The organism is Parasphingorhabdus cellanae, assembly GCF_017498565.1.
Classification (GTDB): Bacteria; Pseudomonadota; Alphaproteobacteria; order Sphingomonadales; family Sphingomonadaceae; genus Parasphingorhabdus; species Parasphingorhabdus cellanae.
Genome location: NZ_CP071794.1, coordinates 2794391 through 2812668, shown reverse-complemented (window position 1 = coordinate 2812668; position 18278 = coordinate 2794391). Strand labels below are relative to the sequence as shown.

General features: G+C 52.4%; 19 protein-coding genes. 9 read left to right on the top strand and 10 right to left on the bottom strand.

Annotation, left to right across the window (positions count from 1 at the left end):
- Nucleotides 1–100: 100 nt before the first annotated feature.
- Together J4G78_RS13550 and J4G78_RS13545 are read left to right on the top strand one after the other, a co-directional pair.
- The gene (locus J4G78_RS13550; protein ID WP_207987061.1) at nucleotides 101–778 is read left to right on the top strand and encodes a S24 family peptidase; all 678 of its coding nucleotides are present in this window, start codon (nucleotides 101–103) and stop codon (nucleotides 776–778) included.
- Between the two features lie 68 nt (nucleotides 779–846).
- Nucleotides 847–1614 (top strand): NRDE family protein, encoded by a 768-nt coding sequence (locus J4G78_RS13545; RefSeq protein ID WP_207987060.1) that lies wholly within the window; start codon nucleotides 847–849, stop codon nucleotides 1612–1614.
- Here the strand turns inward: J4G78_RS13545 and J4G78_RS13540 are convergent.
- A complete protein-coding gene (locus tag J4G78_RS13540) occupies nucleotides 1611–2780 on the bottom strand; it encodes a PrnB family protein (protein WP_243457096.1) in 1170 nt (389 codons plus the stop codon). The two genes, J4G78_RS13545 and J4G78_RS13540, sit on opposite strands and share 4 nt — an antisense overlap.
- 3 nt (nucleotides 2781–2783) lie before the next feature.
- Between J4G78_RS13540 and J4G78_RS13535 the strand changes: the two genes are divergently transcribed.
- The gene (locus J4G78_RS13535) at nucleotides 2784–3332 is read left to right on the top strand and encodes an Lrp/AsnC family transcriptional regulator (protein ID WP_243457095.1); all 549 of its coding nucleotides are present in this window, start codon (nucleotides 2784–2786) and stop codon (nucleotides 3330–3332) included.
- Between the two features lie 65 nt (nucleotides 3333–3397).
- On the opposite strand, the gene sciP is transcribed toward J4G78_RS13535, so the two are convergent.
- The 3 genes from sciP to J4G78_RS13520 all read right to left on the bottom strand — a co-directional run bounded on the left by sciP (nucleotide 3398) and on the right by J4G78_RS13520 (nucleotide 5416).
- Nucleotides 3398–3688 (bottom strand): CtrA inhibitor SciP, encoded by a 291-nt coding sequence (gene sciP / locus J4G78_RS13530; protein WP_207987058.1) that lies wholly within the window; start codon nucleotides 3686–3688, stop codon nucleotides 3398–3400.
- A 155-nt stretch (nucleotides 3689–3843) separates the two neighbouring features.
- Complete coding sequence (locus tag J4G78_RS13525; RefSeq protein WP_207987057.1) at nucleotides 3844–5034, bottom strand: serine hydrolase domain-containing protein; 1191 nt, start codon at nucleotides 5032–5034, stop codon at nucleotides 3844–3846.
- Nucleotides 5035–5146: 112 nt separating this feature from the next.
- On the bottom strand, nucleotides 5147–5416 hold the full coding sequence (locus J4G78_RS13520; RefSeq protein ID WP_207987056.1) for a helix-turn-helix domain-containing protein: 270 nt from the start codon (nucleotides 5414–5416) through the stop codon (nucleotides 5147–5149).
- Between the two features lie 533 nt (nucleotides 5417–5949).
- On the opposite strand from J4G78_RS13520, the gene J4G78_RS13515 reads away from it, so the two are divergent.
- A complete protein-coding gene (locus J4G78_RS13515) occupies nucleotides 5950–6666 on the top strand; it encodes a helix-turn-helix domain-containing protein (RefSeq protein ID WP_207987055.1) in 717 nt (238 codons plus the stop codon).
- Nucleotides 6667–6699: 33 nt separating this feature from the next.
- Entirely contained in the window at nucleotides 6700–8313 is a 1614-nt protein-coding gene (locus tag J4G78_RS13510; RefSeq protein WP_207987054.1) for a transporter, read from the top strand.
- Nucleotides 8314–8373: 60 nt separating this feature from the next.
- Here the strand turns inward: J4G78_RS13510 and J4G78_RS13505 are convergent, their stop codons facing one another.
- Nucleotides 8374–9765 (bottom strand): bifunctional AfsR/SARP family transcriptional regulator/alpha/beta hydrolase, encoded by a 1392-nt coding sequence (locus tag J4G78_RS13505; protein ID WP_207987053.1) that lies wholly within the window; start codon nucleotides 9763–9765, stop codon nucleotides 8374–8376.
- Between the two features lie 249 nt (nucleotides 9766–10014).
- Between J4G78_RS13505 and J4G78_RS13500 the strand changes: the two genes are divergently transcribed.
- The 4 genes from J4G78_RS13500 (at nucleotide 10015) to J4G78_RS13485 (ending at nucleotide 14535) form a co-directional block, all read left to right on the top strand.
- Nucleotides 10015–10341, top strand: coding sequence for a hypothetical protein (locus J4G78_RS13500; protein ID WP_207987052.1), 327 nt, complete (start codon nucleotides 10015–10017; stop codon nucleotides 10339–10341).
- 180 nt (nucleotides 10342–10521) lie between these two features.
- The gene (locus J4G78_RS13495; protein ID WP_207987051.1) at nucleotides 10522–10815 is read left to right on the top strand and encodes a response regulator transcription factor; all 294 of its coding nucleotides are present in this window, start codon (nucleotides 10522–10524) and stop codon (nucleotides 10813–10815) included.
- 96 nt (nucleotides 10816–10911) lie between these two features.
- Nucleotides 10912–11730, top strand: coding sequence for a helix-turn-helix transcriptional regulator (locus tag J4G78_RS13490; RefSeq protein ID WP_207987050.1), 819 nt, complete (start codon nucleotides 10912–10914; stop codon nucleotides 11728–11730).
- A 261-nt stretch (nucleotides 11731–11991) separates the two neighbouring features.
- On the top strand, nucleotides 11992–14535 hold the full coding sequence (locus J4G78_RS13485; RefSeq protein WP_207987049.1) for a TonB-dependent receptor: 2544 nt from the start codon (nucleotides 11992–11994) through the stop codon (nucleotides 14533–14535).
- Between the two features lie 88 nt (nucleotides 14536–14623).
- On the opposite strand, the gene J4G78_RS13480 is transcribed toward J4G78_RS13485, so the two are convergent.
- From J4G78_RS13480 to J4G78_RS13460, 5 genes are all read right to left on the bottom strand, one after another.
- Nucleotides 14624–15685 (bottom strand): T6SS phospholipase effector Tle1-like catalytic domain-containing protein, encoded by a 1062-nt coding sequence (locus J4G78_RS13480; RefSeq protein WP_207987048.1) that lies wholly within the window; start codon nucleotides 15683–15685, stop codon nucleotides 14624–14626.
- Between the two features lie 192 nt (nucleotides 15686–15877).
- Nucleotides 15878–16471 (bottom strand): hypothetical protein, encoded by a 594-nt coding sequence (locus J4G78_RS13475; RefSeq protein ID WP_207987047.1) that lies wholly within the window; start codon nucleotides 16469–16471, stop codon nucleotides 15878–15880.
- A gap of 10 nt (nucleotides 16472–16481) precedes the next feature.
- The gene (locus tag J4G78_RS13470; RefSeq protein ID WP_207987046.1) at nucleotides 16482–17288 is read right to left on the bottom strand and encodes a C39 family peptidase; all 807 of its coding nucleotides are present in this window, start codon (nucleotides 17286–17288) and stop codon (nucleotides 16482–16484) included.
- Between the two features lie 14 nt (nucleotides 17289–17302).
- The gene (locus J4G78_RS13465) at nucleotides 17303–17671 is read right to left on the bottom strand and encodes a hypothetical protein (protein ID WP_207987045.1); all 369 of its coding nucleotides are present in this window, start codon (nucleotides 17669–17671) and stop codon (nucleotides 17303–17305) included.
- 100 nt (nucleotides 17672–17771) lie between these two features.
- Entirely contained in the window at nucleotides 17772–18272 is a 501-nt protein-coding gene (locus J4G78_RS13460; RefSeq protein ID WP_207987044.1) for a hypothetical protein, read from the bottom strand.
- Between the last annotated feature and the right edge of the window lie 6 nt (nucleotides 18273–18278).

The window sequence follows — 18278 nt, the reverse complement described above, 5'->3', positions numbered from 1 at the left end:
ACTCGATTATGATAGGCAATTTCCTATCTGAAATGTAATTTCCTACATGTCTAGGATTTTTCCTATTGCCATTTCCGGCCAGCGGCGATAGGATAAGGGCATGGCTCAGAATATTCTTGCCCCCGGCGACCTTCCGCGCGCCAATCTGGAACGGCTGATCCGGGAAAATGGTGATGATTTTTCATCATTGTCGCGTTTTCTCGGCAAGAATCCTGCCTATATCCAGCAATATATAAAGCGCGGCACACCGCGAAAGCTGGACGAGGAAGACCGCCGGAAGCTCGCGGAATTTTATGCGGTCGATGAACAACTTCTGGGCGGAGGCGTTGCTTCGGTGTCCGCGCCAATGTCGGCGGTTGGCACACAGGATATGGTGCGGATCAAACAGCTCCAGCTCGGTGCATCGGCTGGGCCCGGGTCGCTGGCGGACGATGAAGCCCCGCAAGACAGCATGGCGTTCGGTGCCAAATGGCTGAAACAAATTGGCACCGATCCCGATAAATTATCTCTGATCGTGGTGGACGGCGACTCAATGGATCCAACTTTATGCGATGGCGACGACATCATGGTCGATCACAGTGCCGCCGAGCGGCCGTTGCGCGATGGCATATATGTTCTGCGCATGGACGATGTGCTGCTGGTCAAAAGGCTGGCGCTGCGCCCGTCCGGCAAATTGTCGATCCGCAGTGATAATATACGCTATCCCGACTGGGATGATGTCGAGCCGCAAGAGGTTAATATTATCGGGCGTGTCGTTTGGAAAGGACGACGATTATAAGCGCTATTGCCAGCCAATAAGGCCGAATATCGCTCGCCAAATGCATCCTGGTCCGCAATAGAAGCGCAATGTGTATCGTTACTTTTGCATGGCAATCCCATCCGCGCTGGAAACTGATTGCGATCGGTAACCGCGATGAAATGCACGCACGACCTGCAGCGCCGCTTAGCCGCTGGGACAATCCAGCCCATTTGCTAGCCGGACGGGATACGAAAGCGGGCGGCACATGGCTGGGTGTTTCTGAAGAGGGCCGTTTTGCAGTGGTCACAAATTTAAGCGGTTATGGTGCGCCCGATAGCGGGAAAAGCTCACGCGGCGATCTTTTGAAAGACTTTCTGTCTGGCGAGGGTTCCTATTCGGATTTTTCTGTGTCCGAGTTTGAGGATTTCAATCCATTCAATCTGATTACTATTTCAGGCGACCAAGCGCTGATCCACTCCAACCAGCCCGAGCCGGTTAGCGGAGCTTTGACAGCAGACATATATGATCTTTCCAATGGACCACTGGAAAGGCCCTGGCCAAAATCAGGCACTCTCAAAATGTCTCTGAAAACATGGATGAACGGCAGCGCGGAAAATCCCGAACATCTTCTAAATGCCTTGCAGGATGAGACGCCATATTTCCCGCAGGGCGAAGCCGAGAATTACGCAAAAGACGACTTGGCCCGCCACCCGCAATATTCGCCGATATTCATTCGTAATCCGGTTTATGGAACGCGTTGCAGCACGGTGGTGGTGATAGACCATGAAGGCGATGGGTTAATAATCGAACGGCGCTTTGCGTCGTCTGCCGAGATCACGGGGCAAACCGCCCTTACCTTCTCTTGGCCGGTTTAAAGCATATGCGCCGCCGCTTCATCGCGATGCTTTTTGAGATATTTCATAAACGGTGTGCCGCCGGTGCCGACATCTGAAGTGTTGCCAACCCCGCCCTTTGACTGTTTGTTGATGTAACTGGCGGCATATTCGAGATGCCGCGTCCGGAACCGGGTCAGATTTTCCACGCATTCATTGTAAAGGCCTGCCAGCATCGACGAACCAACTGACTGTATGAAGGGTCGCAAAACACTGTTCGCCCGAATATCATCAATAAATTTGCGATGCTCGGGCGGGCGATAGATATGCAGCTCATCGAGATAGGTGCGCAAGGGATCGCCGGCATGATCAACACCCAGAAAGGCATCCATGGATGGTACGATAGAGGATTGTGACCCGGTCTGTCCGCGGAATATCTGCGGCTGTCCGGCGGTTTCTTCGACGCCTTCGTAGATTAGACCACCTGCAAGAGCTGGATTGTCTTTCCATCCATGAATCCAGGGTCTGACACGATGAAAATAGATGTAGGGGTCACAACGGTCTGGCATACGGCTAAAAATATCATTCATATCATCCCAGACGGCGGACATGGCCGACAAGCCCGTTTCCAGGGTGTCTACATCCTCGTTCCGGCACGCTTGTACCAGCGCCGGTATGGCCGCCAGCATTTCGCCGGCCCGGGCTTCGATGGCGACATGAATGAGTATGAACCATGCCTCATCCTGCCCTCCCAAAAAAGGTTGCAGCATATGAATATTGGATAAATCTATCGGACCTTCCGGGTCAAGCCGGGCCCAATTGTCGAGCACGTAGCTGGAATAGGTCAAGAGCGGCGGCTGTCCGATGGACTGGCCCAATTGCCAGATTGGAACGGCAAGACATTGGGGGAGATGTCTCGGCGGCTCTGGCTCACCCCATATATATGCCTGCACGAGAAAGGAATAATGCACCATCGCAACGCGCCTTTCTCCCAAACTGGCGGACGCGCAAAAGTCGGCCAGGTCCAATCGTGGCAGGTCTTCTATATGGCGGCGCACTGATCCCGAAGGGATGGTTTTCGGCAATGCCATCGCGGCTTGGCATATGATTGCCAGGTCTTGGGGTAACGCGATCTTTTCGGGGTCGAATGACGACAGAAAGCCGCGCTCTTTGCAGATGTCATAATCAGTAAGGTTAAAGGCGGCCACGTCATGATCCTTGCTATTATTGCTGAGTACACAATAATAGCGCAAATTGGGCGCAAGGTGCTTGTCTATTGGCGTCAAAATCGCCATCATAAGCAATATATGACCAAAATTGATGCTATAAGCCGCAATATATTGCATGCACTCGAACAAGATGGCCGATTGAGCAATATCGATCTGGCCGCGAAGGTTGGGCTGTCTGCATCAGCCTGTCTGCGGCGCGTGCAGGACCTGGAAAGCAAAGGCTTGATCAAAGGCTATCGCGCCATTCTCGATCCAGCCGTTCGCGGCGCTGCTATCACGATTTTCGTCATGGTCGGGTTGTCGGAGCATCTGAAAAAGGATGCCCAAGCCTTTGAGCAAGCCGTTGCCCGCGCGCCAGAGGTCCGCGAATGCCACAATATCACTGGATCAGTGGAATATCTGCTGCGCGTGGAGGTTGCGGATTTGGCTGCGTATAAAGCCTTTCATGCTGATGTCCTCGGTACCTTGTCACAGGTCAGCAGCATTACGTCCCATATCTGTCTGGGATCACCAACGGACAAACGGGCCTGACCCCCTATTCGTCCGTTGAGATCACTATATTGCCGCTGACCAAGCGGCTTCAAATCGCCTTGATCTCAGGCTCTCTGATAATGTTCCCGGTTATCCTGCAAGTGCGTCACTCGCAATCCTGGCATACCTGCACGCTCAATCGCCTGCTGCCACGAGATAAATTCCTCTAGCGAGAGATTGTAGCGATCACACGCTTCATCGGTAGTCAGCATGCCGCCGTTAACAGCTGCAACAACTTCGGCTTTTCTGCGCACGACCCACCGGGTGGTCGACGGATGAGGTAAATCATCCTTGGTCATGGCTTCGCCTAGGGGACCAATGACAATAGCTGGTCTTGGACGTTGGTTCTCGATCATATTTACCTCTTATATGCCCAACGGCATTTCTTTGCGTTTGCCCCGCGCAAGAAAATTAGCGCGAGGGAGATAAATCAAACTCGAATGGATAAGGTTAACGGGTCTATGGCTCTGAAACTGTTAGTTTTTCAGTCCAGATAAAGCGGCCCGATCAGCTATCTTGATTCGTTTAATATCGCATAGGTAGCATCGACCAATGATTGACCACGATCATTGAGCAGCAATCCCATGCCCATCTGGTTCATTGTATAGCTAAACGCCAAACCATAATCCGGGTCAGCAAAACCAATGGAGCCGCCCGCGCCGACATGACCGAAGGCTGCATCACCGATAACGGCAGACATTTGGTCACCGCCTGGATAGGCACGGTTGTCCATTGATTTCATGAAACCTGAGGCAAAGCGAGTGGGTGCAAGCAAGGTCGCATCAATCTGTGTCGCTGTGGACACTTGGCCCATGTGCGCCAATCGTTCGGGTGAAACCAATGTCACGCCTTTGTGAGAACCGCCAAGCGCAAGCGGTTCATACATCGCCACCTGACCGCGCGCATTGGACAATCCCCCGGCCCCGCCGATTTCAGCTTTATGGGCTATAGGATCATTTTGGTTCCAGCCGCCGCTATTGAGGAATGAAAGCGCCTGGATCGATTGCGGGTCAGTGAGCAGTTTTTTGGTGAAAGGGCTTAGCTCTGCCGACGGATCTGGCGTCGCCATGATGATCGGCGCGATCGGATGCGTGATATCGTCGGGCAATCCAATCCAGAAATCAGCATTTAGAGGCCCAGCGACCTCAACCTGAAAAAATTGCCCCAGCGACTTACCTGAAACGCGCCGGACCAGCTCTCCCACCGTCCAGCCAAAACTGACCATATGATAGCCATTACGGGTTCCCGGTTCCCAAAACGGCTCTTCATCCTCCAGCCGCTTGATCATATAATCCCAATCAAGATAGCCGCCCGGTTTCACCGGTTCGCGTAGCGCAGGAACCGCGCTTTCGTGGTTGAGCATCATTTGGACAGTGGTTGCCTCTTTGCCATTTTGGGCAAATTCAGGCCAATAGTCCGAAACCGGCGCGTGTAGCTTCAATAAGCCGCGATCAATCAATATATGCGCGCACAAGGCTGTCGCCGCCTTTGTACAAGAGAAAACGATCGAAATTGTATCGCGCTCCCAAGGCGTATTGGTCGCCGGATCAGCAACGCCGCCCCAGAGGTCAGCAACCGTTTCACCATTAACGCTGACACAAACCGACGCCCCGACTTCACCGCGCTCGGCAAAGTTACGTGCGAACTCGTCTTTTAGACGTTCAAATTTTGCAGTTGTCGTGCCGCCGATATTTGCTGTCATGCTGGTCAGACTCCGGATCGCTAATATTAGCGAAAGACTTGGCTGATCCGGTCAATTTTGACAACAGATTCATTCACATATGCGGCAATGCTGCGCCGATAGACAATATTACCTACAGCGCATCATCACTGAGCACTTTGCCATGATCTTCGTTGTCAACGCGCAGCAATCCCTCCATCACAGCGCAAGCGACCATATGTGTCCGGTTCTTTGCTCGTAATTTTAGTCGTACATTCTCGACATGACGGTCGACGGTGCGCGGCGCGATATCAATATGCTGCGCCACTTCCTTGGTCGACAATCCCTGAGCAATAAATTCCAATATCTCATGCTCTCTCAGCGTGAGTACGGGACCATTGGTCAAACTCTCTTGCTGTAACATCACGAGGCCTACCTTCTATAGTATCGGACAGAATAGAACCCTGCCGACGAACAAATGCCCCCATTTGATCAGTCTTTTGGACACCCGCGGCACTATTCCTGCACGCAGACGTCAGTCGCAACATAGCGCAGCCCGAACAGGCTGACTGAATAAATTGTTGGTTGTTCCCTCCCCAACAAATCGTCGCAGTAATTCTCATCGCCATGACTATGTGGTTCGGCGATGTTTTACTTCTACTCTCATACCACAGAATCGGGATAGGACAAAAACGTCCATGCCAACTGCTTGAATTTACGGTAGTTTACAAAGTCGCAGGATTCCATAGGTAAAATTACTTAGTGAAAATCAGCAGGGAGAATCGCTTGGCGTTCGAAACAGGCGAATCGCTGGATGGACGATTACCGGGTCGCTGCCCTACATAATCCCCACAAAACAACAAGAAGGTCGCATCTGAGGCCGGGTTGATATTCTGGGAATATCGACGCGGATTGAACAAATCGGGTCGTGCTGAAGTCTTAGAGGAGACAGCACGGATGCAATCGCTAATCACCGCACCTGCCATGATGCAGGAGCTTCATTCTAACCTGCGCTCGACCACTTTACGGTTTCGCGCAGGACAACTGATATTTGACGAAGGTCAGAAAGCCACCCGCTGGTACGAAGTGATCCAGGGGACGGTTCGCACCTGCCGATTCCATATGGATGGCCACCGGCATTTGACCGGTTTCTTTTTCAGCGGCGATGTTTTCGGCGCTGACCATGGCACTTATGGCACCGCAGCAGAGGCGGTCACGGACGTGGTCGTGCGCTGTTACCGGGTCGGCGACATTACCGACGACTCCACGCCAAAGCCGCAACTGGACGAAGCGGTGTCGATATTGTTTCGCGCAATGTCGACGGCTCAGCGCTATCTGTTCATCATGGGACACCGGACAGCGTCTGAAAGACTGGCCGCTTTTCTGTTGTGCCTGAAGCAGCAAGCCAATGATGATCCCAATATTTTTGTGCCGATGTCGCGCAGTGACATAGCCGATTTCCTCGGCCTTACGGTGCACACGGTCAGTCGGACCTTTACCGACCTGGCGCGCCGCGGCCTGATCGAAATTAATGGCCGGGACTCGGTGATCATCACAGATAATGCCGGACTGTGCCGCCTTGCTGGCGAATATCAGGACAGCATGACGCCTGATGTCGACACCGACATTCACCCCGCAGCAGATTTATGCCTCGGCGAGCTATCCGCCGCTTGAAATGCACATGCCTAGCATGTCCGGAGAAAACCCATGACTAGCCAACGTTTAATCCCCCTAACCGCCTTTATCGCCCTTCCTGTCGCCGCCTTTTATGGCGGATCAGCCTCGGCGGCCACGGATGACGAAACCGCAACGGACCAGGTGCGCCCTGCACCCCCGTTAACCGCTGCCGAAGCCGAAGCAGAATCGGCCCGGATCCTCGCTCGATTAAAGGCGCTGCAATCGCCCGTCGTAAAGCAGCAGCGGGAGCCAGAGAAACTTCCAACCACGCTGACCGTCGCGCCGATCGAACAACCGCCGGCCAATCCCCCATTGGCTGCGAAGGCGCCGATCGAAATCGCGCAAGCCGAAAAGCCACCAATAGAACAACCGGCAATGCAAGCGTCAGCCCAAAAGCCCGCGGCAAAAGTCACTGATCAGGAAACAACCAATATCACTGCTGCCTTGCAGGCGATCCAATCGGAGTTGTCGGAACAGAAAGCGCTGATCGCCAGCCAGAATGCGCTGATCCAGTCGCAGAATGACAAGATCAAGCAACTGGAATTGCACAATCAACTGGTGCGTGCAGCCGTGCCGGTCGAAACCCCTTTTGCCCTGTCGCAAATGCGCGCAGCCGGCATTCAGCCCAGCCAGGTCGAAACCGCATCGGTGCAAATCGGCACATCACCGGATGACGAGCTGACCATGCCGGATGGCCCGGTTGGCGAGGCACCACCAGCGGCGAATAATATCGAACAAAAGGTCGAAGCCGTGCCAGAGGGACAAGGCGTGCTGACACCGCGCGGGCAGTTCGTGCTCGATCCATCGATCGAATATACCAGATCCTCCACCAACCGGCTCGTCTTTCGCGGGATTGAGTTGATCCCCGGCATTCAAATTGGCGCGATTGAAGCCAGTGACGCGGACCGCGATACCATTATCGGAACTTTTGCCATGCGCTATGGCCTGACCAACCGGCTTGAAATCGAGGGTCGCATACCCGCGCTCTATCGCAAGGACAGGATACAGGTTGTCCAGCAGCGCGACGAACAGATTACCCGCGAAGTTGGTCTCGAAGAAACCGGCATTGGTGACGCGGAAATCTCGCTGCGCTATCAATTGAACCGGCCCAAACCACAAAGCCCGATCTGGGTCGCCGGCCTGCGCGTCAAGACCGATACCGGAACCAGCCCCTATGAAATTCCGTTTGACGAATTTGGTGTGGCAACCGGTCTGGCCACCGGTTCCGGCTTTTGGGGCGTGCAGCCCAGCCTCAGCTTCCTGCTCCCTTCCGACCCGGTCGTGATCTATGGCGGCACTGGCTATTTGTGGAATATCGAGCGTAACATCAACAAGGTCGTCGGCGATGTCTTGGTCGGCAAGGTTGATCCTGGTGACGCCATCAACGCCAGCGTCGGCTTTGGCTTTGCGCTTAATCCGCGCTTTTCCTTTTCGCTAGGCTATCGTCATAATTACATATTCTCGACCAAAACCCAGCTCGGCGACACGTTGCAGGAAAGCAATGACATCCAGGTCGGATCGCTCAACTTCGGCATGTCTTATCGCCTCAGCCAAAAGCAATCGCTGAACCTCGGTTTCCAATTTGGTGTGACCGAGGATGCACCGGATGTCAGCATCGTCGCGCGCATACCGTTCCGCTTTTAATCGCGAAAATCAGTACAAAAGGGGCCAAGTTAACATAGCGAGCTGGCCCCTTCTTTCTGTTTACGCCGTGCCCGCCTGATCCGACAAAAACTGGCGAACATGGGCAACAAACAATTCGGAGCTATGCTCTCGGCCCAGCAGCAGATGATTATCGGTCGGCAGCGTAACAAACTCTGCGCCGCTAATCCCGCTGGCAAGTTCGGCCCCCTTGGCAACCGGAACGCGTTGGTCCCCTCGGGCGTGCATCACTAAGGTTCGACATTGGATCGCGTCAAGACGATGGCGCACATCAATATCCGCAAAGGTTTCCAAGAAACGGGCAGCATTGGCGGCCGATACGGTTTTCCTTTGAAATTCATCAAACGCTGTTCTCTCCGCTTCCGTCGCGCCAGGGATGAGCGCCCGGGAAAACAGGTTGCGATAGCTGGCATCATCGCGTCCCCAACCATTTGCTACCAGCGTGATTAGTGCTTCTCGTTCGGCTCTCGACTCAGTACTTTCATCATCAACCCGCCAACCCGCCGCATAGCCGCCCCATAAGATCAGATGGCTGACACGGTCAGGGTTTCGTGCGGCATATTCGATCGCGACCGCAGCGCCTTGTGATATACCCAGCAAAGGAAAACGATCGATGCCGCTTTGTGCCACAACGCCTTCGAGATCGGTTACGAATGAGTCGAATTTTAGATTAGCCACCTCCCAATCGGACATCCCGTTGCCTCGGCCATCGTAACGGATAAGAGTATGATCGCGTGCTAGCTCTTGAAACAATGGTGACCAGACTTCGCTATCCCAATCCAACTCGAGATGATTCAGCCAATTGGCCGCTTTTAGCAATGGCGGCCCGGATCCAATACGAGCCCATGCGATACGAGTCCCGCCTTTGGTATGAGCAAAACCGATTTTTTGCCGCGCCAAGTGAAGCTGGCCGGTTCTGTCGAGCCGCGAGCCAGTCCTGGCCCCCAAGTCCGGCATGAGACGAGCGCGCAACGCTTCTGCTTCCTCTCTCATCGCCGTGAGCCAGGCTTGATAATGATCATGATCTGGCAGATCGAGCCCAGCTAACAGAGGTTGGTCTAGAGCTGCACGAACATCTGCAAATTCCTGACCAGCGAGCTCTAGCTGGCGCTCGGCTCGTTCCGTCAAATTTTTATAGTCGATCTGAACGGAAACCGGCTCGAAGCGAACGGTTTCTCGGTCGGCCACGATCCGTTCTGCTTCTGGCTCATTGAGCAACCTGCGCAATTTCCAAAGAGCTGATCTGAGCGCACCTCTGGGGTCATCGGGCCCCTCCCAAAAGAGGTCACACAACCTTTCGCGATGCTGTGGTTTTCCCGTCAATAGAAGAAACGCCAGCATTGCGCGCGCCTTGCGTGAAGCGGGCAATTTCACGGGATGACCTTCGCAGCGCACGGACAAGCCGCCGAGCACTTCGATTTCCAGGTCTTTCATAGTCGCTCCGCTTACTCGCCCCCGAGATTTATTTCGTCTTATATTTGCAACCGGCGGCCATCGGCATTTCCAGTGGTGGGCCAATAATTCACGGCCCGGCGATCTGCAGCGCTACTGTTTAATACTGAAAATGAAAAAAACAACGGAAATGACATGCTGGTTAACATGCTGAGTGACACGCAATGGTACCATTGGGGGCGCGCTTGTTGAACACCCATTCAGCTATCGAAAACATAGAAGGAGTAAATAATGTTTCCCCCGAATTATATGTTTAAGCGACGAAGGAGGCAAGGATCGCTTATCGGCAGCACCGTTCTGACGACAGCAATGATTGTGACAGCTTTGGTTGCTGTCATGCCGTTTGTTGCCAATGCAAAAGGCGCTAAATTCAAGACCCAATTTGTTCACCATGATGATTTGGATCTCGCTCTCGCGAAAAATCTATGTTCACTGCCCGGCATCGCTGCCGAAACTTTGAGACGCGAGATCAGCGACGGTGTCAACGAGACAAAGGCAAATGCGCTGCAAAATCTTGAACGGAAGATTCTCGCCTTAAACGCCGATGCACGGCCTTAACACTGAGTTTCAATTTATTACACGACCCACACGACCCGACGACCTCCCGCAAGGAAAAATATCCTCAATATTTTCTCTTGCCAACTTGGGGCTGCGCGAAAGTGCAGCCCCCATTTTCAAAAGTAGATTCAATTCTGCTGCATTGCCCCCGCGCAGATTTTCGAAAGGATAAACCTTATAATGGGACAGTTACTTACATTGATAAATGATCCGATGCTCACCAACAGAGAGATAGAGATACTGGAATATGTTACGCTGGGGCTATCCGCAAAGGAAGTCGCTCGCCATATCGACATATCGCCGCGCACCGTCGATCGGCATGTTGAAAGTGCAAGGCTGAAGCTGCGCGCAAGAAATCGGACCCACATGGTCGCTTGTGCGGTCAAAGCAGGACTGTTGACAGTCAACAGTAATGACGATCGCGGTATATTCAGGATGAGTTCTGACGATGGCCTTGCCACTATTGAGAGTTGATTTTTCGACTGAAAAAGCGCTCTGTTGATAGAGATATTGATCGAAAAAGGGGCAAAACCCTTATGCGGTCTTCTTTCTTCGGGAGAGGAATTTCAGGTGGCAAATGCGCTAGCGGAAACACATCAGTTTGAGAGCGACAGCGACCTGGAAGTGTTGCTCGAACGCGTTTCCATTCGAAAACCGGAAGATATCCGACAAGCGGCTATTAACCTGCAAAATATAGCGCAAAAACGGGGTTTCAGGGTTACTCTTTGCGCGGACATATCGTCGGGAAAACCGATGGCGGATGCCGACGGTAATTGTCTGAACTCAGATATATTTGGCTGGGTTAAAAAAACCGAGCGTTGGTGGAAAGACTCCCAATATGCCTTGCATTGTGCAATTCCCCGCGCTTGCCGATATGAAAGCGAACCGTTCTGGTGCGACAAATATGGCTTTCATGGTCACGCGCCCAATGGTTTCTTGGACGATATTGATTTGCACAATTATTTCGCTCAGCTGAAAGGCCGATATCACGCGTTAATTGTCGTACCGGTGCATTTGCCCTTTGGTCAGGTGTCGGCAAATAGTTTTCCGGCCACATATGCATCTGCCGATAGTTTTTCCACGGAATTTGCCAAATATGGCAACTTGCTAGGCACGCTCACTCGCCGGATTATCTCAGGCTACATATCGCTATCCCGGAAATCAAAGCACATCCCGTCAGATTGTGGTTTGTCCAAGCGCGAAGCGGAATGCATCCGATGGGCTTCCATCGGCAAAACGGATGAAGAGATCGGTGAGATAATTTCTGTTTGTCGATCAACAGTGCGCTATCATATTGGCCGAGCTGGCGAAAAACTGGAATCGGTTAACCGGACCCAGACCGTTTTCAAAGCGACCCAACTGGGTTATTTGGGCAATAGTCACCATTAGACTGAGGGATCTTCGGAACTCAGGTATCCATAAAACCGAGGCCTTGCGCAGGCCCATCGCGTCAAAGCATTTTCGGTGATATATTGTGTTATAGGGCAATCATTTTATATAATAATATTTCTTTCAGTGTAGCTTTCTTGACCTTTTGGCCAGTTGAGTAAGCAAGCAACCCGCGTCAATCTCTCCTTACAACAATGCTGGGCAAACCAGCGAATAACAAAAGTTTGTCACAAAAATGATGGACTGGACTGGGAGAGAGCCATGAACATACATGCAAAACGCGATGAATCCGAGATCTCTGTAAAATCCGTAAAAGCAATTTTGCTGGGAACCGCCGCCACCTTAGCCATTTCGTGCTTCGCAACACCGGCCATCGCGCAGGATTCCGAAGAGCTGGACGAAAATAACATTATTACTGTGACGGCGCGGAAACAGACTGAGTCTCTACAGGAAGTACCGGTAACGGTCACTGCTATTGGCGGCGACACGCTCGACAAATTTCAGGTCAACGAAGTCGCGGATGTCGTGAGCCGAGTTCCTGCGCTTAACGTTCAAGTAGGTGGTTCAGGCGCCGGCGGTCAGATCAGTCTAAGAGGTGTTGGTACGACCAATATTTCGGCAGCTTTTGACTCGGCTGTAGCATTTGACTTTGATGGTGTACAAGTGAGCACGATGCGTTTGGTTCAAGCGTCGTTTTTCGATGTCGAACAGATTGATGTTTTGAAAGGCCCGCAATCGTTGTTCTTTGGCAAAAGCGCGACCGCCGGGGTCTTCTCTGTTCGATCAGCCAATCCGACGCCGGATTGGGAAGCCGGTGTAAAGGTTTCTCAGGAATTTGAGGAAAATGGTACCACCATCGGTGGCTATATTTCGGGACCACTCAACGATACGTTGGGGATCAGGGTCGCGGGCCAATATCAGAATATCGAGAAATATGTGGAACTGGAGGCAGGTACGCCATCGGTGTTCGCAAATTCGGGCAAGGGACTGGAAAATATTGTTGGCCGCGTGACGCTGCAATGGGATCCGACCGACGATTTCTCGGCCAACCTGAAGGTCAATTATAATCGCAACGAAGGCGACAGCCTGCTGGGCCATTCCGACATAGACTGCGGCGCGAACGGTGTAGCTGACCCTGTTTTTTTTGCGCTCACAGGTACTTTCTTTGAATCAAACTCGACTTGCGACATTCAAGACGGCCTATACCCACATCCCGATGGCAATCCTGATCTGCTGGTAATCGCACCTGGAACGACGGGCGCAGATCGGTATGTTGGCCAATCTTATAATGAGACGACGACATTCTTCGCTCGACTGGCGATGGACCTCGACATTTCCGACACCCTCACATTGTCAACGGTCAGCGGCTATCTTGACCTTGAGAATGAGCATCTTGATCACTTCAGCTATGTAGGCGTTCGTGCCGATGGCTTGCCAGGTGGTGCTCCTGCGCCTTTCTCCGATGCTTTGGAGCAATTTACGCAGGAAATAAGACTGGCCAGTGACTTTGATGGCATGTTCAACTTTGTGGTTGGCGGCTTCTGGGAAAGCAGGAAACAGCCTCTGGAAACGTCACAAAACGCTTTTCTCGGCACTTTCCTGTTCCCTGATTCACGAGGAATTACCTATGACTGGGTAGCGCAACGGACGACAAAAAGTGAGGCGTTGTCCTTCTTTGCCAGCGGAACCCTGGATATTACGGATCAATTGGAACTTTCCGGCGGTGTACGCTGGACGGACGAGCAGAAAACACATCGATCAAACTTTCCTTTTGTTCACAATGCATTGTCATTTCTGAACCCGATCGTTGGCGGATTGGGACTGGTTGTTCCGGAAGGTTTTAACACCGGCCCGATCAAATTTTCTGACAGCAATATTTCGCCAGAAGTCACTTTGAAATATCAGGCAACGCCTGATCTCAATTTCTATGCTTCCTATAAAACCGGCTTTAAATCAGGCGGTATAGACAATAGCATTTTGCCAACCGCTTCGGTTCAATTGGTCGTTCCCGGCTTTGCTGAGATGTTCCCCGCATTATTCCCCGATCCGGAAGCAGCGCGGGAAGCGGCACTTAGTTCAATCGTTTACGATTCCGAGACCGCCAAAGGCGGCGAAGTCGGGATGAAAGCATTATTAGGCGGCGGCGCGTTGAGGGTGAATACGTCAATTTATTATTACGTATTCGATGACTTACAGGTTCAGAATTTTGATGGAGCCAATACCCGTTTCCTGACCGTCAATGCCGGCGAACTGACTACCCAAGGCTTTGATGTCGACTGGTCTTGGCGGACACCGCTTGAAGGACTGAACCTGTCCGGAGCCTTTGGATATACCGACGCCAAATTTACCGATACATTTCTTGCAGATCCTGGGCCGGACGGGGTTGGCGGAAACGCGGATGATATTGACATCGATGGTCGCCGGGCCGCTCGTGCCCCGAAATGGTCGGGCAATATCGCGTTCGATTGGGTAATCCCTGTGGGTGATGCACTGGAATTTGGCCTTAATGGCAACGCATCATATAGTGGTTCCTATTTCGCCGGTAACAACAATTTCGCTGATTTCGTCCAAGACGAATATGTGTCTCTCGACGCCTCAGTCTCGGTCGGCGATCCGGAAGCAAAATGGAAATTGTCGCTTATTGGCGTCAACCTCACCGACGAAATCTGGGCGAATACAGTGGGTGACCGGCCGTTTCTGGACGCCGGCAATGTGCTAGGCCGACCCACCGGCGGTGGAGATGATCGTGTCGTGACACAAAATCGCGGTCGTCAAGTATTTGTCGAAGCTGCTTTCAAGTTCTGATCAGCTCTCCCGTTGATCAAATATGACCGGAATGGCTCAAACCATTCCGGTCTTTTTTGACTATACAGATTGTAGGATCCTATCCTCATCAATGGGCAGAAGCAGTCGACTGTTGTTTCTGTCCCTTGGGCGGATAGACGCGATGGAGGGTCTTGGGATTGTAGCTCTCAATCTCATTCCACCGATGATGCGCTTCGGGTGAAACATCCATAGTTCGAACAGGCCCATGTCGATCGAAAGATTTGCCAAGTAGTCCAAATAGCCGGCGTTCTTTAGCCGGCAGATCAATGAGAGGATCGCTTTCGGTATATTTCCCGACATCGCTTTCATTGAACGCCAGATCGAAATGCTTGGCTTCTTCCATCATCCACAATAATGGTCCATCCGAACATTGCCGTAAATCGCGCACGCCGCCACCGACGCCCCCATGATTGCCGGGAAACCAGCGTTCTTTCAGCACTTTTTGATCATGACTACTATCGGGTTGCTGCATCGATGTAACATCAAATACGCGGCGATGTTCATCAATGGCCACAGCGTGACGGGCATTTTTAATGTGCGAACCGAGTTGGGTGTCGTGAAATTCATATTTGCGATCAAACCGGTTGTCCACAGGAAGCATCGGAATAGCATCGGGAATTCCCAATGCGCCAACAGTATCCCAGCATCCCAAAAAGCAAATCTGTGGCGGGGCGTTGTCTTCCAAAATGGAATTGGAATTGCGAAACGTTACACATTCATCATGGTCGGGTTTGATTTCGCGATCGCGGTAAAGTTCCATGGCGCGAGAAATGGTTCTTATCTTGCGGCGTTTCACAATACCGCAGCATCGAATAAGCCCCGCGAGGCTACGCACCGAATACGCCCCGCGACTGAAACCGAAAAGATAGATTTCATCACCGGCTTCAAAGTTCATGCTCAAAAAGCTATAGGCTTCCAATATCTGCAGATCGAGACCCGCACCAAAGGCACCCCCGGCAATGCGATCGACTGCGTTTTTCATACCAATGCCCGGGTCATAATAGAGCGTCTGGGCGATGCCATTTTGATCTGAAGGTAACAGGAATTGGGCAATTCGCTGAACGTTGGTGGGCCAGTCATTATCCAGACCTTCCCAAGTACCGTCGCAGCACACAATCAATCTTTTCACGTATATTACTCCGAACAAAATTTGTCTTGGACGCCGTCCATTTTCTACAAACAAGCTTGTCCCAAGAAAGACAGGGATGTTGTATGTTTTGAGTTGTCAAAAAAAGCGCCGCGAACCCGCGTGATGGTTCACAGCGCTTTCAGTTAAGGACCGGCAGGATTGGCAACCGGTCACTTCCACCTCAGATCCGTATCAGTTTCCGAGGGCCCCGATCCCTGCTTGACCGGCAATATCTTGCAGCGCGCTGCCGATACGGTCCATCATCAGATCGTTGTTGAAACTTTCATATCCGGAAAGATTGAGTGTCGCGTCCACTTCCTGCACCGCTTCAAATCCATTGGCCGTATTGATCAGCATGTTCTGGACACCATTGGTGGTCTCATGAACGATCGCGGTTTGCCCGTTATTCAATAGATAGACGGGGGTGTCGCCGACCTTCATGCGGATATTGCCACTGGATAATACACCGTTTTGCAACGAAGAAACATCGACCGGGCTCAGTCCGGCAGCGGCCGTCTGGGTGGTGTGTGCGCCATCATCATTGAGGTTCAGCACCGTCTGCAGCAGCAACTCGCCATTCACATAAGTGCGGATATCGGCGCCAAAATTGACGCCCAGTCCGTTGACTATGAACCCGCCGCGCAACTTGTCCAGATCTTCGTCCGGAACAAGTGCGGGCAGACCGACCGCCGCCGCGGGGTCGGCATTGGCGGTCTGGGGTACTAGCATCGCGGTGAAGGACGCGATGCAGGCGACCGTGGCGAAATATCTATGTCTGTAGCTCATGGCTTATCTCTCATCTGACGGTACCCACTCGCACATCGAGAAGAAATTCCGGCGAGATTTGGTACAGGGGGGGAAGGTGATTGGTTAGATTGCCGATGTCAGCCATGGCCGATACCTGATCGGTCGGCGCGGTGGACCAAGGATTCCAGTCACCGGCAAGATTATAGGTGGGCCGCTTGGTTATCGGACCATCGACGATGGCCAAAGCAATGCCGTTCCAATATTTATGGAATTCCTCATAGGAATATTTGTTGATGCCAAGCACGGAATCGCCGACCAGCACCTGATCTCTGGTCTGACCTTTGACCACAACAAAATGTTTGAACCCATCAATGTCGAGCAGCACTATGACCGGGCGTTTCACCTGGATAAGCTGCCCGGGTTTCAGTTTGAAACCCTCGGCACGATAACCGATGGATTGTAGATAGTTACGCATGTCGAGCATCGAAAAGCCGACTTTCTTGATCGCTTCTTTATTGCCCAGATCCCACATCGCCTTGAACGGTGTCCGTTCGCTCGTGGGCCGGTCGTAATGATAGGTGAGCAAGGTCGCGACAGCGGCGGAACCGCAGCTAAAATCATAGCGCTGGCGGATGACGGAACGGAATGGGATATCCCACCAGGTCATGACGCCGACATAATAGTCTCCGCCACTCGATTCCCGTGCCAAACGGACTTCGGATTGCGCGACGGAACTGCAAAACAGGCTGGCACCGGTCAGGGCCAGCAGTCCGCCCTTCAAGAAAGATTTCAAGCCGCTCTTGAAGGGCGGAAAGGCTGGGTATAGGCCATTTTTGATGGGGGAAGTGAGGGTCATGGCCTATACCTTACCTAATCGGTAATATTGATCGTCACCGCCAGGCCCGCCTGGAGTGCGGACTGGGCGCCGGTGTTGATCACTACATTACCAAGACCGTTAAAACCGGACAGCGAGTTGTCCGACAGATTGACATCGCCGGCGGTAAAGTCGCCGCCTATCGTGTTGCCGGTATTCTCAGAGTTAAAGGTTTGTTGGTTAATCGCTACTTGGGTGCCGCCACGCAGCTCATCGAGTTCGTCGAGCGACATTAGCGGGGATTCAGACGGCTGCGCGGTAGTCGCGGGTGCCTGGGGCGCAGCGTCCTGATCCGTGACCTGCGCGCTCGCATGGGAGGCGGTCATGGCGGGGGCTATCATAAGAAGCCAAAAATGCTTTTTCATCGTCTTTACTCCCGTTTGGGGATGCAGATGTTTGGGGAATGGAGGGGCCGGTTCCATCGGCGGAAACCGGCCCAACCTTCATCACGTCAGCGAATAGCGATTAATCGCCGCCGCCAGCCCCACCTTCAGCTGCTGCAGCGCCATCACCAAAGTTGATGGTGCCTTGTGCTGCAATATTCGTTGCAGACTGAGCGTTGGAGTTGATGCCGGTGTTCCATGACTGGTTCAGGATACCCGCAAAAGCTGCAAAGGCATTGCCGCGAACATAGTTGTCGCCGCTGTTGTAGCCAACTGGAGCTGGTGTACCGTCTTCACCATCCAGATCGACGAGTTCGTCCATCAGAGAGTTGGTGTTGTAGGCAGTCAACGTCTGCGTAGCAATAACAAGGTCGTTGTTATTATTGTTGTTGCTGGCAACGTCATCAACTGTAGTTGTGGTGCTGGCATCTTGTGCAAGATAGATATCAAGCAGATCGTTAATGACGAGCGAGTCTGCATTGTCATAAACGTCATTGCCTTGATTTTGCTGAGCCATGGCAGGGGCGCCAACGGCCAAAGCAGCTACTGCAGCAGATGCTGCCAATAGTTTAGTCATTTTCATCGGTAT

Excerpts from the sequence above, each read along its gene's own strand:
- J4G78_RS13550 (WP_207987061.1), top strand. The coding sequence starts at position 101 with ATGGCTCAGAATATTCTTGCCCCCGGCGACCTTCCGCGCGCCAATCTG.
- J4G78_RS13545 (WP_207987060.1), top strand. The coding sequence starts at position 847 with ATGTGTATCGTTACTTTTGCATGGCAATCCCATCCGCGCTGGAAACTG.
- J4G78_RS13535 (WP_243457095.1), top strand. The coding sequence starts at position 2,784 with ATGATCCTTGCTATTATTGCTGAGTACACAATAATAGCGCAAATTGGG.
- sciP (WP_207987058.1), bottom strand. The coding sequence starts at position 3,688 with ATGATCGAGAACCAACGTCCAAGACCAGCTATTGTCATTGGTCCCCTA.
- J4G78_RS13525 (WP_207987057.1), bottom strand. The coding sequence starts at position 5,034 with ATGACAGCAAATATCGGCGGCACGACAACTGCAAAATTTGAACGTCTA.
- J4G78_RS13520 (WP_207987056.1), bottom strand. The coding sequence starts at position 5,416 with ATGTTACAGCAAGAGAGTTTGACCAATGGTCCCGTACTCACGCTGAGA.
- J4G78_RS13515 (WP_207987055.1), top strand. The coding sequence starts at position 5,950 with ATGCAATCGCTAATCACCGCACCTGCCATGATGCAGGAGCTTCATTCT.
- J4G78_RS13510 (WP_207987054.1), top strand. The coding sequence starts at position 6,700 with ATGACTAGCCAACGTTTAATCCCCCTAACCGCCTTTATCGCCCTTCCT.
- J4G78_RS13505 (WP_207987053.1), bottom strand. The coding sequence starts at position 9,765 with ATGAAAGACCTGGAAATCGAAGTGCTCGGCGGCTTGTCCGTGCGCTGC.
- J4G78_RS13500 (WP_207987052.1), top strand. The coding sequence starts at position 10,015 with ATGTTTCCCCCGAATTATATGTTTAAGCGACGAAGGAGGCAAGGATCG.
- J4G78_RS13495 (WP_207987051.1), top strand. The coding sequence starts at position 10,522 with ATGGGACAGTTACTTACATTGATAAATGATCCGATGCTCACCAACAGA.
- J4G78_RS13485 (WP_207987049.1), top strand. The coding sequence starts at position 11,992 with ATGAACATACATGCAAAACGCGATGAATCCGAGATCTCTGTAAAATCC.
- J4G78_RS13475 (WP_207987047.1), bottom strand. The coding sequence starts at position 16,471 with ATGAGCTACAGACATAGATATTTCGCCACGGTCGCCTGCATCGCGTCC.
- J4G78_RS13470 (WP_207987046.1), bottom strand. The coding sequence starts at position 17,288 with ATGACCCTCACTTCCCCCATCAAAAATGGCCTATACCCAGCCTTTCCG.
- J4G78_RS13465 (WP_207987045.1), bottom strand. The coding sequence starts at position 17,671 with ATGAAAAAGCATTTTTGGCTTCTTATGATAGCCCCCGCCATGACCGCC.
- J4G78_RS13460 (WP_207987044.1), bottom strand. The coding sequence starts at position 18,272 with ATGAAAATGACTAAACTATTGGCAGCATCTGCTGCAGTAGCTGCTTTG.